Here is a 14,950-nt window from a genome sequence, read left to right on the forward strand (position 1 = left end):
CTGTCCGCACCCTACCGGCCGGTACTTCAACAGGTGTCGCGCCGCGAGTTACCGGGCATAGAACCAGTACCAGCTACGCGTGCCGCGGCCAACCCCTTTTCCTAACCTGAACTAGTCGGTTCGGACATGAAGTCCAGGCCAGAAGAACCCCTGCCTCGGCGGGTACACCGGTGGCCGTTTTGGTGCGGATTTGCGCGCACAGTCTCAGACCATTTTTTGAATTCAGACGATTTTTACTGACAAGACAGGGGGTCCGGCCGTGGCTCTGCAAGAAGCCCATTTCCATCTGCCGGGAACACCACACCACCAGCCGCGTGCTTCCGGCTCCACTTCAGGAGGAGCAGCAGTCATGACTGCCACCAGAGGCGCCCCCCCTGCCCTGTCGGCCCCCGAGCCGCAGGAGCAGGCCCAGACGGAGCACGAGCTGTCCAGGGGAACCTGCCGCCGTTGCGCGGAAGTCCAGCACGGGGGTCCGTCGTGAAACTGAGCAACGACCTCCGCCGGAAGCCGCTCGCGCAGGCAGTCGAGGAGCCCCGGTCGCCTGTACGAGTGATTGCGATCATCCCTGCCCACAACGAGGAGATCGGGATCGCACAGACTATCGACAGCCTGCGTCGCCAGACTCAGGCCCCCGACCAGATCCTCGTGGCGGCAGACAACTGCACCGACGGCACCGTGGACATCGCCAAAGCCATGGGGGTGGAAGTTCTGGAAACCTGGGACAACACTGCCAAGAAGGCGGGGGCGCTCAATCAGGCGCTCGCCATGGTCCTCCCTGGTCTCCAGCCTCATGATGTCGTGCTGATGATGGATGCGGACAGCCGTCTTAATCGCGACTTCGTCGCTGCCGGCATGGCTTACTTCGAGCACTGGCCGCTACGGGGTGGGATCAGCGGCTCCTACCTGGCCGCCGACCACCCGTCACGCGTGGCCCTGCTGCAGAAGATCGAGTACACCCAGGGCCTGCGCACGGTGCACCGCCGTGCTGGGCGCATCCATGTGCTGTCGGGCGCAGCCACCATCTTCACAGTGGAAGCACTGCGCAAGGTGGCCGAGATGCGCGGTGGCAGCGTCATTCCCGGAGTGAAGGGACTGGTGTATGACGAGTCCTCCCTCACGGAGGATTACGAGCTGACCGTGGCACTGAAGCGTGTGGGCTACGACCCGCGGTGCGCCGCCGATTGCATCGTCGACACCGATGTGATGCCGACGTGGCGCGATTGGAGAATCCAGCGACTGCGGTGGCAGCGGGGGACGCTGGAGACCCTGTTCACCTATGGATTCGTGGAACACACCCGCAAGGCGTGGGCGGTACAGGCATGGACCTACTTCCGCACCATCATCCCGGTGCTGATGCTGATGATCTGGAGCTATGCCCTGATCTTCGAGGAGGTGGCTTTCCATCCGTTCTGGCTGCTCATCATTCCGGTGTTCATGCTCGACCAGTTGGTGGCCACCTGGGACGCAGGGTGGAGGGCGCGAATCTACGCCACTCTCATCATCCCGCTGTGGATCTACGAGGCCTACCAGTCGATCGCGTACTGGAAGGCACTTCACCTTGCACTGCGCGGCGGCGAGAAAGAGTGGTTGACCTGATGGACACATTCCTGGGCCTCCTCGAGGAGGTCACCCACAACGGCTTCATGGCCGGCGTGGCCGGGCTGACGGTTCTCACACTGGCGGTCCTCGGCATCGCCGTGCGCCGCATCCTGCCCAAGCACGAACACGATGCCACTCTGCCTCCGAGGAGGAAGCGCTCATGACAGACACCCTCAACCGTCCGGCCGACGGGTACCATCGGCCGACGTGGAACGAGGCCGTCAGTCAGGCCCTGCCGCCCAAGCTGCAGGTCGAGAGCACACGACGCTGGGTGGGCCGCACCCCGCTGATCGTGCTGCTGGCACTGTTGTCCGTACTCAGCCTGCGGCTGTCCAACACCGCCTTCATCGATGAAGCGCTCTACATCAACGCAGGGCACGACTACCTCAAGCACTGGTTGACGGGCGACGGCGTTGAGACGTACGGCGACTCGTTTCCCGGCGTGCCGTTCGTCTACCCCGTGTTCGCTGCCGTGCTGGACACCATCGGAGGGCTCCTGCTGGTCCGGGGCTTCAGCCTGCTCTGCGTGCTGGCGGCGACCATCCTCGTCTACCGGACGCTGGCCTACCTGGGGTACCGGAGTGAGGGCATACTCGCGGCTACCGTCTTCGCGCTGACGGGTCCCGTGGTGTTCGCAGGTGCCCTGGCCACCTTCGACGCCCTGGTCATCGCCATGCTCGCTGCCGCCGTCTGGACAGGCGTCCAGACGGACTGGATCTCAGCCGTGGCCACCGGAATCATCCTCGGCCTGGTCCCTGTCATGAAGTACTCGGGCGCGATCTTCATCCCGGTCGTGCTCGTCGTGGTGTTCTTGGCCTCGCCACGCTGGCGCACAGCGCTCGTGGGCGTCATCGCCGTGGCCGTGCCTGGTGCCGCCTGGCTCGCCTGGTCGGATCAGATCGGCGCGGGTGTCACATCCCTGACCGATCGAAGCGTGCTCAGCCCACACTCGACGGACGAGTTGGTGGCATGGCTGGTGCTCGACATCGGAATCCTCATCCTCATCGCACTGGTGGGAGGGCTGCTGCTGGCCCGCCGAGGGCCGGGGCACGCGCTGGTGGCGCTGGCGCTGTTCGGCGGCGGCCTGGCGCTACCCGCCGCGCAACTGGTCCTGGGCGAGGGTTTCTCCTTCGAGAAGCACCTGGCGTACTCCGCGCTCTTCCTGGCACCCCTGGCCGGCTACGCACTGGCGAAGCTGTCCAGGAGCACATGGAAGCTGCTCCCGGTGGTGGTGCTGCTATCTACGACGCTGCTGTTCGGGGTCTCCCGCTCGGATGCCATGTACAACTCCTGGGTCAGCGTCCAGACCGTCGTGGATGTTATCGAGGACGACGCCAGGCCGGGTGTCTACATCTCCTCGGCGGCGGACTCCTTGAAGTACCATCTGCGCGACCGCCCCGAGATCATCTGGGAGACGACCTTCTCCCTCTATCCCCAGGGCGAGGGAGCCATCAGGGTGGCTGTGGAGGATCAAAGGTTCCAGTCCGTCATCCTTCGCTCTGCCAGCACCGGGGAACCCGATCAGGACGCAGGACAGGCCGTACTGCTTCAGGCTCTCCGGGACAGCGCATACTACGAGCTCACCGCCACCATGCCTGCCGGTGCTCATTCAGACACTGACATGTGGCTCGTCTTCACCAAGAAGGAGGCAGAGTGACTCTGACACGCCGCGGGATAACTGCAGTAGCCGCTTCGGCGGCTGCTGCCGTCGCCCTCGCCGGGACGTTCCAGGTGGTCATCCAGGATCACTCCGGCTCAGCATTTGCTGCCACCACCGCCACAACCCGGAGCGCTCCGATCACGGAGCGCGCGCTGGACAACGACTGCTCGGGCGGCCACGTCACCTTCACCTTCGATGACGGCCCGCGCGAGAACACCGAGAGGGTGCTCGACGCGCTCGATGGCTTCCGCATCGACGCCGTCTTCTTCTGGAACGGTCAGAGAATCAACGGGCGCGAGCACACCGTCACCCGTGCCGTTGCCGAGGGCCATGTCATCGGCAACCACTCCTGGGACCACGCCAACATGACGACCGGAGAATCGCCCGACGGCACCAAGGAGACCTGGAGTCCCGCGTGGGTGCGTAGTGAGTTGGAGCGGACGAACGAGGCCCTGATCGCTGCTGGCGCCCCTCGCCCGACGCTCTACCGCCCGCCCTACGGTGCGATCAACAAGCAGGTGGACGGGATGGCACAAGAGCTCGGCCTGCGTCTCGTGATGCCCTGGGGGTACCACGAGGAGGACAACATCGTGGATACCCAAGACTACGAGGGCGCGACCACCCAAGAGATCGTCGATGCCACGGTCCGAAGGATGCGGGCCGACTCGATCATCACGATGCATGACGGCCAAGGACAGGCGACACTCAACTCCGTCGACGCACTCCAGCCCATCGTGGATGCGATGAATGAGAGGAGACTGTGTGCCACCACGGAGATGCGCGAAGATACTACGGGTGGCATGCTCGAGATGTACGACTGAAGAGATCCCGGTGCCCGTCCGAGCCGGAACGAGAAGGAATCTCTTGTGACCAAGCTGCCCAACAAGGTCAACGCCGTCTACTGGACGCGCTGGAACGCTGACATCCGGCTCACGCAGGTCCCGCAGTCGTACAACGTGCTCTACCTGTTCGCCGCCGGCCGGTCGGGTGACGCAGGGGGGATCGGGTGGGACATGAACGACATCGACGCTGACATCAGGACCGTCCGTGCCCGAGGTCAGCGTGTCGTGCTCTCCACGGGGGGCGCGGGCCAGGGAATTAACTTCTCCTCACGGTCGGTGAGCCAGCGCTTCGTGGACAGCGTCGTGCGCATCAACGCGGAGCTCGGTGGCACCCTGACCAGCCCCGTGATCGACGGGGTCGACTTCAACACCTTCGAGGCCGAGGCCACGCCGAACACGGCCGAGTATCTGTGGATATTCACGGAGCTGAAGCGCCGGTTCGGCCGGGACTTCGGCATCACGTCCCCGCCTGCCCCCTGGAAGGCAGATGACAAAGCGATGATCCGCGAGGCCCTGTCGAGGGACCTCATGACCTACGCCGGGCCACAGTTCTACGACGGCACGGGGCTCGCCAACCCGGAATACATCATTGCCACCACGCGCGACTGGGTGCTGAACGTGGCCGGCGGGGACGCGAGCAAGATCGTCGTGGGCTTCGGCATGGAGAACATGGAGAACTACTCCTCGATCGATCAGATCCGCACTGCCTGGCGGGCGATCGAGAAGGAGTTCCCAACGATCCGGGGGGCATTCCTGTGGCAGCACAAGACCGATTCCGACCGGGGGTGGGCCTTTGCCAGGCAGTTGGCCCCGCTCGTCCTGGACAACGTCATTCCCGAGCAGCCGATGCCCTCGGCCCTGCCGCCTGCGCTGGCTCAGCCTCCCGGCCCCGTGGTGAAGATCGGCTCGGCCTCCTATCCGCTGTCAGGCATCGACATCGCTCGCGAACTCAATTCCCTGGTGGCCTACACAGACAGGGTGCCAACCACGTCCACCAACCCGTCCGGCTGCGAGGTGACCGTGACGGGCGGCAAGGTCAGTCTGATCAACGACCGCCAGGTCGGTGAATCTGCGACCGGAACCCGCGTCCCCGAAGGCGGCTTCGTGCTCTGGGGACATGGCGAGGCACGCACATGGCTTTTGGCCAATGCCAGGGTCGGTGCGGTGGTCGAAGGCATCACCGTGACCCCCGCCCCTCACTCCTGATGTCGACCTGAGCCTACCGGCTGCTCAGCGAGGCAGAACCGAAGCGGCGGCGATGCGGACCTCGGTGGCCGTCGCCGGGCTCTCGGTGCTCGTATCTTCCGCCGGGAAGCTGGTGACGGGCGCATCGGCCGGGGCTGCACCGCAAGACAGGTTTTGTCGCACAGGGGTGAGTGGACGGTCGCTACTCCTCCTTGACCCGCCTCGTGGATGCAGGCGTCTGCCTCGTCACGCTGACTCAAGCCTGGACAAATGCAACCACCGGAGTCTGGGTAAGATCCTACCCGGTGGTTACAAGCCAGTTCTTAGGTCTGCCGGCGCTCCCCTGCCCCGTGCTCGAGGCGGCGTCCGTGCCGGCTCTTTCCGGAGTCCGCTGCGCGGCCCTACAATAAGGCTTCCTCCTGCACCGCACTCCCACCGCGAAGCGAAGCCATCTTACGGCCATGCTTTTCCGCGAAGTCGGCTATCCGCTGGGCGCGCTACGGTGGCATCTTTCCGAACGAGCACTATGTCCCGGGACCGATCTGCAGGGCGGTTCCGTAGTCCTGCACCTCCCGCCGAAGTCCCGGCACAACACTGGCCTCGGCTGATCGGACGGTGGCCAGCGCCCAAGCAGGGCAATGCGCCCGCCTCTTCGCGGCCTATTTCGAATCCGGCTTGCCGGCGGCCATGAGCCTTCCGGGCGGGAGGGCCAAGGGGCCGGGCGTGCGGGGCATGCTGGCATGCTGGCATGCTGGCATGCTGGCAACTTTAGAAGTGGACGCTGGATTCGCGCCGCGAGGAGCGGCATGACGGTTGTGACTGCCGCATCGCCGAGACATCGCAGAATGAGTAGGCACACACAGTGAGCTCATCGCGACCGTGCCCGCTTGAAAAATCACTCAGCTCCCGGGCATGGGCAAGAGTCCGGTAGGCGCTGGGAAACTATATTTCCGTAGCCAATGAGATCATTCCCAATCCTTGGACCCGCACTCGTACAGGACTGCGGCGTATGCAGCCGGGATCACGTGTTGGATGCCGCGGCAGGAACCGGCAACGCTGCGGTACCGGCCGTTGACACCGGGGGCGGAGGTGGCCGCATACGATCTGACGCTGGAGCTGATCAATGAGGGTATGCGTCTTGCTGATGCCAGGGACGCCAGCCTCCAGTGGTAGTGGCGAACTTCGCAGTCCTCCCCTTTCCCGATGCATCCTTCAACATCGTTTTCTCCCGTGTCGGAGTGATCGCTCTTCATCATCAGGAGAGGACCGATGTGCTGTTCAGGGTTTGTCGCCCCAGCGGCAGAACCTGGCTGATTAACTGCACTCCCGAAGGGTTCATCGGGCGCATATGTCAACCACGAAACCCTATGCACCTCCGCCACCGGGCGCCCAGTATCCTCCGCTGTAAGGGAAATGGGAGCATATCCAGGCCCTTTTCGGGAGCCAGGTGCAGAACCCTCAGGTTGAACGCCAGCTACTCCGCGTTGATCCGTTCAGCACCACCGAGGCGTTCTCGACATTAACAAGACCAGTTACAGCCCGTCCATTGCTGAATACAAGTTCCTCGCGGATGCCTCCGACCGCGCCGCAGCAGCTGATTCAGAGCTCCTGGGACTAGCTGAGCATTACCGTTCCGATACAAACGGCAGCAGGGAGGGCGTGCCTACTTGTGACCGCAGGACGCTCGTAGCCGGGTTTGCCGGTGGTCTTGGCGTCCTAACCGGAGACCTACGGAAGGAGCACGAGGCCGCATGAAGGGATCTTGTTTCACATGAGAATCCAGGTCTCATCGCCTTGTTTCACGTGAGACGGACAAGTCGACATCGCCGTTTCACGTGAAACAGCGGCCCGCCTGAAGTCACATCCCTGATTACCGCGTGCGATGAGCCCGGTCCATCGGCGCCGTCACGGATGTATGAGAAGTGGTGCGGAGGCTTTGGGTCGAGACCACGCTGACGCCTGCTGCGATTAATGCTTGCGTTCCCGTTCCACAGAGGGACGAGGACCGCTTGTCATCGCGAGGGAATTGCTGCGTTCCTGCTTGTTGAGGAATTTTGAGGATCTGCGATCCGGGATCAAACACGGCGAGATATATGGTCCTAAGCGCGCCACCGTAGCGGGTCAGATCTGTCCCACAAAGGGCGGCGATGTGCTGCGTGAAAGCCACTGCTGTAGCAAAGCAGGCACGATGGCGCGCATATAATCGCTACCGCCGGTTGCCCGGCCTCCCGACGAACGCCCGTGCGCCGCACACAAGTCAGTTCTCTGTTTCACGTGAAACAGACGCCCAGCTATCCACCCCGTCGCGCCTCCGGCCTCGGGTGATCTCCCTTGGGCGATCTCCCTTGGGTGATCCTTCCATGCATATCATCGCTCCGGTAGTCGCGGCGTAGTCCTGAGGCGCCGAACTCCTTTCCTCACATGTTCGCTCGTGGGGCTACTTCCGTCGCAAACTGAGAGTAGGGCTCCCGTGGCGTTTCACGTGAAACACCACGGTGGTGCCGGCATGGAAGTGGCCAAGCAACAGCAGCGCAGTCGCGGCACGGCTGACGGTCAGGGCGATGTGTACAGGCAGGACCATCAACCGAACCAGGCTCGCGGCCAACTAGATCATAGGCTGCAGCTGAACGGCGTTCGGGGTAAGGCGTCGCTCCTCTCCGAGGCAATGCGGCTTCATCCGCCAGTTTTACCCTAGTGAATTACATCCGAGGTGCTTCACCCTGGCCAAAATGATGAGGTTCCACGTGAAACATGGCGCTTCAAGCGCCGATGCGGCGCCTGTCATGCTCAATGGCGGCGATGTCCCGGAGCAGGAGGCACGTACCTTCAAATAGCACTGCCCGGGAGCTCTCATTCGCACCCACGTCGCATACGAACCGCGGCTCATCAGTTTGACTGGTATCCGACCCTGCCTCTGCGCGGACGCCCTGTCGGCCGTGGTCGAAGTCGGTGATCGTCGGAGGTTAACGATACGGGCTAAGCAACTGACGGTTCAGGCAAATCCGCCTGTGTTCCACTGCGTGAGATCACATGCTTCACGGGAAACACCAGAACCCACCAGGCCCGAACAGTTCCAACGGCTGTAAGCGAGGTGGGCACGACCTTGCAGATACAGGTGAACACTCACCGAGGTGCATGCCACCACTGGCGCATCAAGGGGCTAGACGTCCCCACAAGATCAGCTGTTCATCAGTCCAACAATTCGTAAGGGTCAACGTGGTGCGAGATCCGGTTGAAAGACGACATATGTAGGTGGCTGAGGGGCTGGCCCACGGCGACCGGGTCATAGACTCGGTATTCAGTAGCCACTGAAAAGCAGTAGGCGCTGGTGTTTCACGTGAAACACCAGCGCCTACTGTCCAAGGACGATACAAATTTTCACTACAAGCCAGGCGTTTCCAGATTCGCGCCGGCAGACAGACCGGTGTGATCCAGACAATGCCGGCCCTACACGCAGTCGTCAGCTGGTCGGCGGCGCGAGCACTCCCATAATTCGGTTCAAGTCGTCGACACTCGCAAACTCAATGCTGACTTTTCCTTTTCGAGCGCCCAGAGTGATTTTCACGTTGGTGTCGAGTCGATCGGACAGCGACGTCGCAAGGTAATCCAGGCGTTCATGCCGGGCGCCGACCTTCGGCTTGGCCTCCTTGGGTGGACGCCGCAGGCCAGCGCTCAAGGCGACGATCTCTTCGGTCGCGCGAACAGACAGACCTTCAGCAACGATCCGCTGTGCGAGCTTTTCCATCTCGGCAGCGTCCGCCAGGCCGAGGAGTGCACGTGAGTGACCAGCGGACAAAATGCCCGCCGCTAGCCGGCGCTGCACCAGTGGAGGCAGCTTCATCAACCGCAATGTGTTGGTGACTTGCGGACGCGACCTGCCAATTCGGTCCGCCAGCTCCTCGTGCGAACAGCCGAAATCATCCAAAAGCTGCTGATAGGCAGCGGCCTCTTCCAAGGGATTGAGTTCACTGCGATGCAGGTTCTCCAGCAATGCGTCCCGCAGGAGATCCACATCCTGGGTGGACCGGATGATCGCGGGCACAGTATCCAGGCCGGCTTCACGGCTGGCACGCCAGCGCCGCTCACCCATAACAAGCTCATAGGGGTGTTCGGGGTCATCCTCCGGCGAGGGGCGAACCACGATCGGCTGGAGGACACCGATCTCCCGGATGGAATGCACCAGCTCGGCCATGTCGTCTTCATCGAAGACGGAACGGGGCTGCTTGCGGTTGGGATGTATCGAATCAATCGGCAGTTCGGCAAACGTCGCCCCAGGTACAGGAACCAGGGTTTCACGTGAAACATCGGTGTCTTCCTGAGCCGACGAGACACCTCCTGCTTCGCTATCCGTCACGGGAGCCGCTGCTGGCCGGGGATCCTTGGCCTTGGGATCCTTGACCATGCCGCCCTGCTTGGCTGAAGCCTGGCGCCCCTTGGTATTCCGCGCGGCCTTTGTTGCAGCGGACCCCCCGGAGGCGCGGTCAGGGCTGTGAGCGGCTGACTTGGTCGAACTGGAGGTAGGCTCCACCACGGCGGCAGGCGCGGCCTCAGTGGCGTGTACGGCAGCGCCAGCAGTGTCTATAGCGGCCTCCTGGCGGGCCCGCGCAGCACCCTTGGCCGCCTTGGAAGCGGGTCCACGCAGGGCATCCTTGTTGATCCCTGCCCCTCTGCGCGGACCGGTCCCGGGGCGCGTGGGAGTGACCACGTCACTAGCGGAAGGAAAGAACAGGTCGACAGGACGTCCCGCCCGGGCAGGCGCTGCCGGAGCTTCCTCGACATCTGCACTGCTGGGAATCAAAGCTCCCAGTCCCCTTCCCAAACCACGACGCTTTTCGGTCACGGGTAAGTCCTTCCCTTATGCACACAGCAAGCGGCATGGATTGATTGGTGACTGTATTCTACGATTTTGCACATCATAAACGGTGCAGGCTGTGCCGGGTGTCTAGCCGCGCTGGGCGATTTCCGCCGCTGCTTCAAGATACGACAGAGCGCCACTGGAAGAAGGGTCATAGGTCATGACCGTCTGCTGATAGCTGGGCGCCTCGGAAATGCGGACCGATCGCGGGACCACGGCGCCGAGAACCTGTTCGGGGAAATGCTCCCGGACCTCAGCTGCCACCTGGGCGGCGAGATTGGTGCGGCCGTCGTACATGGTCAACAGAATGGTGGAAACAACCAAGTCTGCGTTCAGGTGCTTCTGGATCATTTCGATGTTCTTCAACAGCTGGCTGAGTCCCTCCAGTGCGTAGTACTCACACTGGATCGGAATGAGCACCTCGCGGGCAGCCACGAAGGCGTTGACCGTCAGAAGACCCAGGCTCGGCGGGCAATCGATGAAGATGTAGTCCAGGCGCTCCTGGCCCGTCCGCACACGATCTGCGGCATAGGCTTCGATCGCCCGGCGAAGCCGCTGCTCCCGTGCCACCAGGGACACAAGCTCAATCTCTGCGCCGGCGAGGTGGATGGTGGCTGGAGCGCAAATGAGGTTCGAGATGTCCGGGCACTGGGCCACTACATTCGCCAGCGGAAGGTCGTCGATCAGGACGTCGTAGATACTCTCCACTTCGGCCCGATGGTCGATGCCAAGGGCGGTGGAGGCATTCCCCTGCGGATCAATGTCGATCACCAGTACGTTGAGGCCCGCGCTAGCCAATGCGGCGGCCAGATTGACGGTTGTGGTGGTCTTTCCCACGCCGCCCTTCTGGTTGCTGACGGTCATAATGCGTGTTTCCGCCGGTCGAGGGAGAACGCGACCGCGCAGCTTTTCGCGGCGTCGGCTTTCATTTGCCAGTTCCCGGGCAAGCGGGGTGCTTTCGTCCATCAGGTCCATAACGTCTACCGACGTCGACGGAACTACCGCCGCGTCAGATACACCACCTTCGCTAGCCTCGGGGTCCGGGGCTGCGTCAGCCACGGCTTGCAGGGGGACAGTGCTGTGTTGTGTTTCACGTGAAACGGCAGTGCCAACGGGTGCAGATTCGGACTCAACAACCACGTACTCCGGCGCAGCTGGCAGCGCCGCTGCCGGCGGGATTTCAGCCTCGGTTGAAACCTTAGGCACGGGAGGGGTTGTCACAGCGGCGGGCTGGGCCGGACGCAACTCGGAACCCTCATCCGAAAGAGGCGCGGGTACATGGTTGCTTGCAAACATTTGGGGTTGGATCCTAGAAAACTGCGCGGAGAGGGCAGAACCCAAGGCTGCAAAAGGGGGAATCCGTTTTGCGGCGGAATCGCGGCGCGCACTCACCTGGACATGCTCACTTTCCAAACATAGGCATTAGTCCATCTAGCCTATCCGGTGACCGGCGAATATCCCGGATCGAAGCCGGTGTGTGCACAACGGAAAATACTTGGGCCAGCCTATCCGACGGCGATCCGGACCACAGTGGTGTGCTCTTCGAGCAGGCCCTCGCCGGCGGTGAGGATGGTTGTGTTCCGTCCACCCAGCTTGCGGATGACCTTGGCCGCCTTTTGGATCTCCTCTTCGGCGCTGCGGCCTTTGATGGCCAACACAACGCCTTTGCCCTTCAGCAGCGGGATCGTCAGCCCGGCCAGAGTGGACAGGGCCGATACCGCCCGGGCCGTCACGACGTCGGCGTTCACATCTGCGACGACCTGTTCAGCCCGGCCCCGGATAACCACGACGTTGTCGAGGCCGAGATCGGCCACCACTTCGTTGAGCCAGATAACCCGGCGTTCCAGCGGCTCGATCAGGGTCAGCTGCAGGTCCGGGCGGGCGATGGCCAGGCACAGGCCGGGAAGTCCGGCCCCGCTGCCGACATCGGCGACCTTGGCGTTTTCGTCGATCAGATCGGCGACAACGGCGCAGTTCAGGACGTGCCTGCTCCAGAGCCTGGGTACCTCGCGCGGGCCCAGCAGGCCCCGTTCCATGCCGGAGGTGGCGAGGTGTTCGACATAACGCTCAGCCAGATCCAGCCGGGATCCGAAGATTTTTTCCGCCGCTGTACGTTCAGCGGGCGATATTTCAACCACGTGGTATTTCCTTGTCTGCGGTGCAGTTTTCCAGTGTTGGACCAGCCCTAGGAGACGGGCAGTGACACCACGATGTGGCGGGCGGTCCCTTCACCCTCGGACTCGCTGATGAGTCCCAGGTCTGCCACGGCGTCGTGGACAATCTTGCGCTCATAGGCGCTCATGGGGGTCAGGGCGACCTCCTGGCCGCTTTCGCGGGCCTGAGCCACAGCCTTCTCCGCCATGACCTGCAGCTCAGCGCTGCGCTCATTGCGGTAGCCGGTGATATCCAGCACGAGCCGGGACCGGCTATCAGTGGCGGTAAGCACCGATAGGCGGGTCAGCTCCTGCAGCGCCTCCAGGACTTCACCATCCTTGCCCACAAGATTCTGCAGGCCGCTGGCGTCGCCTTCCTCCGCCACCACGGAGATGTAGGTCCTGCCGTTGCGGACCTCTATATCGATGTCGCCGTCAATGTCGGCGATGTCCAGGAGTTCCTCCAGGTAGTCCGCGGCGACGTCGCCCTCTTCTTCGAGGCGGCCGGGGCGAGGCACCCCTGCATCGGAATCAGCGACGGGTTCAATCCCCGCTGCCTCTGGAACGATATCCGGTGTTTCCGCCGCGGGCTCAGTGGTCATCGCTTTTTCCTGTTCTTCCTCTGGGGCTGCTGACGCTGGGTCCTGACGGCTACCGGTGCCGGTTCAACGGCGTCTCCCTTGCTTTCGCCGAGGAGCGGAGCCATCGGCAGGCCCTTCTTGGCACGGCGGTCAGCCAGCGCCTTGGCGGCGGGAGAACCCGGTGTGGGCATGCGGCGGATCACGAAGAACTGCTGACCCATGGTCCACAGGTTGGTGGTGGTCCAGTAGATAAGCACACCAATGGGGAAGTTGATGCCACCGATGCCGAAGACGAGCGGCAGGATGTAGAGCATCATCTTCTGCTGCTTCATGAAGGGGCTCGACAGGGCCTCTTCAGACATGTTCTTGGACATGATCTGCTTCTGGGTGATGAACTGCGAGGCAGTCATGGCCAGAATCATGACGATGGAGAGAAGGACGACGGCGAGCTGGCCGTCGCCGCCGCCGCCGTGCAGCAGCGAAGAGGACAGCGGTGCACCGAGGATGGTGGCTTCATCAAACTGCCGGATGGCTTCAGAGGACAGGGCACCGATGTGGGCGCCGTCGTCGCTGGCCTTCGAAACGCCGTTCAGCACCTGGAAGAGAGCAAAGAAGAACGGCATCTGGATCAGCATGGGCAGGCAGGCCGCAAACGGATTGGTGCCGTGCTTCTTGTACAGGGCCATCTGCTCCTGCGTCATTGCCTGACGCGAGAGCTGGTCGGTCTTGCCCTTGTACTTCTGCTGGAGCTTCTTGAGGTCCGGCTGCAGGGACTGCATGCCGCGCTGGGCCTTGATCTGCTTGACGAAGACCGGAATCAAGGCGGCACGGATCACGATCACCAGGCCGATAATGGACAGCGTCCATGTCCAGCCGGATGCGGCATCCATCCCGAGGAAAACAAAACCCTCGTGGAAGATCCACATAATCCAGGACACTACCCACTTAAAGGGGAACAGTATCGTCTCGAAGAAACCCATTTATACTCCTCAGGCCGCTTCGCGGCTGTCTTCGTCGGCTGGAATCACGGGATGATTCAGCACAATAATCCTCGGAACCTTGTTGTGGTCCCAATTCCTGTCTCCATGCGGGACATGATCCACCCCGCCGTCATTCCAGGGGTGGCAGCGAACCAGCCGCCGAGCCGCCAGCCACGTGCCGCGTACCGCGCCGTGAACAGTTACTGCTTCAAGGGCGTAGGCGGAGCAGGATGGAAAGAACCTGCAGACCGGCCCGTACAGTGGCGAAATGGTTTTTCGATAGGCAACCAAGAGACCAATCAGCACGTAGCGCGGAATGTTCCACACAAAAGAGGCAACCCTCTGAACAGCCCTTCCCGGATCGGTACCGGAGCGGCTCATCAGCAGATCACCTCTTCTGGTCAAACGTTGGAACGCGGTCGAGTTTACCTGCGCAGGTGCGAAGCGCTCCCATGTAGTCCGTGCGGAGTTCCTGCCACGACGCCGTTGCCGCCGGCGGCAACGCACGGACGACTACGTCGAACCCCGTGGGGTACTCGCGCAGACTTTCGGCAGCTGCTTCCCTCAGTCTTCTCTTAACGAGGTTGCGTGTCACTGCGTTCCCGACGCTTTTGGCGACGATGAAGCCTACGCGGGTAGGGCGTGGCCCGGTTTTGACCGCATATAAGACTACGTTCCGGCGCCCACTGCGGGCACCGGAACGTACAGTATGAGAAAAATCCGTCGACGTCCGCACCCGGTTCCCTACGGCCAGCATTCAGGCCGCCTGGAATCGATTTCGGGGCTGCAGGTAAGCAGCATCGACAAACTTAAAGCTGTTTATGCCGACAGTTCGGTACGGCCCTTGGCGCGGCGTGCGGAAAGGATTCCACGGCCGGCACGGGTACGCATGCGAAGGCGGAAGCCGTGCTTCTTGGCACGACGGCGGTTATTCGGCTGAAAAGTCCGCTTGCTCACGGTAGTTACTCCAAGACAATCTGAGTTGCGCTGGCTTGCTACGACAAGGGGGAAGAACAAGCGGCGCTTATTTCATGTGTCTGACTGCTCTCAACCCGGACCTGGACCCTGATTCCCAGAACCCTGATGGGCATGAAT

14 protein-coding genes are annotated in these 14,950 nt (G+C 62.4%); 6 read left to right on the top strand and 8 right to left on the bottom strand.

The features are described 5' to 3' along the window. The first annotated feature begins 477 nt into the window (after positions 1–477). The 6 genes from MUG94_RS17105 to MUG94_RS17130 all read left to right on the top strand — a co-directional run bounded on the left by MUG94_RS17105 (position 478) and on the right by MUG94_RS17130 (position 6,459). Positions 478–1,596, top strand: coding sequence for a glycosyltransferase family 2 protein (locus MUG94_RS17105; RefSeq protein ID WP_227907330.1), 1,119 nt, complete (start codon positions 478–480; stop codon positions 1,594–1,596). After that, complete coding sequence (locus tag MUG94_RS17110) at positions 1,596–1,763, top strand: hypothetical protein (protein WP_227907331.1); 168 nt, start codon at positions 1,596–1,598, stop codon at positions 1,761–1,763. Before MUG94_RS17105 ends, MUG94_RS17110 begins: the two co-directional genes overlap by 1 nt. Beyond that, a complete protein-coding gene (locus tag MUG94_RS17115; RefSeq protein ID WP_227907334.1) occupies positions 1,760–3,256 on the top strand; it encodes an ArnT family glycosyltransferase in 1,497 nt (498 codons plus the stop codon). The genes MUG94_RS17110 and MUG94_RS17115 overlap by 4 nt, the downstream gene beginning before the upstream one ends. After that, positions 3,253–4,080 carry a polysaccharide deacetylase family protein gene (locus MUG94_RS17120; RefSeq protein ID WP_227907336.1) on the top strand — a complete coding sequence of 276 codons (828 nt, stop codon included), beginning with the start codon at positions 3,253–3,255 and terminating at the stop codon, positions 4,078–4,080. The genes MUG94_RS17115 and MUG94_RS17120 overlap by 4 nt, the downstream gene beginning before the upstream one ends. Positions 4,081–4,125: 45 nt before the next feature. Continuing rightward, positions 4,126–5,307, top strand: coding sequence for a glycoside hydrolase family 18 protein (locus MUG94_RS17125; protein WP_227907338.1), 1,182 nt, complete (start codon positions 4,126–4,128; stop codon positions 5,305–5,307). Positions 5,308–6,318: 1,011 nt separating this feature from the next. Continuing rightward, positions 6,319–6,459 (top strand): hypothetical protein, encoded by a 141-nt coding sequence (locus MUG94_RS17130; protein ID WP_247098823.1) that lies wholly within the window; start codon positions 6,319–6,321, stop codon positions 6,457–6,459. A gap of 2,287 nt (positions 6,460–8,746) precedes the next feature. Here MUG94_RS17130 and MUG94_RS17135 read toward each other — a convergent pair. The 8 genes from MUG94_RS17135 to rpmH form a co-directional block, all read right to left on the bottom strand. Continuing rightward, entirely contained in the window at positions 8,747–9,943 is a 1,197-nt protein-coding gene (locus tag MUG94_RS17135) for a ParB/RepB/Spo0J family partition protein (RefSeq protein ID WP_432418095.1), read from the bottom strand. A 285-nt stretch (positions 9,944–10,228) separates the two neighbouring features. After that, positions 10,229–11,116 carry a ParA family protein gene (locus MUG94_RS17250; protein WP_423724302.1) on the bottom strand — a complete coding sequence of 296 codons (888 nt, stop codon included), beginning with the start codon at positions 11,114–11,116 and terminating at the stop codon, positions 10,229–10,231. 530 nt (positions 11,117–11,646) lie between these two features. Continuing rightward, entirely contained in the window at positions 11,647–12,279 is a 633-nt protein-coding gene (gene rsmG / locus MUG94_RS17145; protein WP_227907341.1) for a 16S rRNA (guanine(527)-N(7))-methyltransferase RsmG, read from the bottom strand. A 47-nt stretch (positions 12,280–12,326) separates the two neighbouring features. After that, the gene (locus tag MUG94_RS17150; protein ID WP_227890938.1) at positions 12,327–12,896 is read right to left on the bottom strand and encodes a Jag family protein; all 570 of its coding nucleotides are present in this window, start codon (positions 12,894–12,896) and stop codon (positions 12,327–12,329) included. Further along, positions 12,893–13,855 carry a membrane protein insertase YidC gene (gene yidC / locus MUG94_RS17155; protein WP_227890939.1) on the bottom strand — a complete coding sequence of 321 codons (963 nt, stop codon included), beginning with the start codon at positions 13,853–13,855 and terminating at the stop codon, positions 12,893–12,895. Before yidC ends, MUG94_RS17150 begins: the two co-directional genes overlap by 4 nt. Positions 13,856–13,864: 9 nt before the next feature. Then, a complete protein-coding gene (gene yidD, locus MUG94_RS17160; RefSeq protein ID WP_227890940.1) occupies positions 13,865–14,236 on the bottom strand; it encodes a membrane protein insertion efficiency factor YidD in 372 nt (123 codons plus the stop codon). A 7-nt stretch (positions 14,237–14,243) separates the two neighbouring features. Further along, entirely contained in the window at positions 14,244–14,612 is a 369-nt protein-coding gene (rnpA, locus tag MUG94_RS17165) for a ribonuclease P protein component (protein ID WP_227890941.1), read from the bottom strand. Between the two features lie 62 nt (positions 14,613–14,674). Further along, complete coding sequence (gene rpmH, locus MUG94_RS17170) at positions 14,675–14,812, bottom strand: 50S ribosomal protein L34 (protein WP_056010217.1); 138 nt, start codon at positions 14,810–14,812, stop codon at positions 14,675–14,677. Positions 14,813–14,950: the final 138 nt, after the last annotated feature.

It is taken from the genome of Arthrobacter gengyunqii, from assembly GCF_023022985.1.
Classification (GTDB): Bacteria; Actinomycetota; Actinomycetes; order Actinomycetales; family Micrococcaceae; genus Arthrobacter_B; species Arthrobacter_B gengyunqii.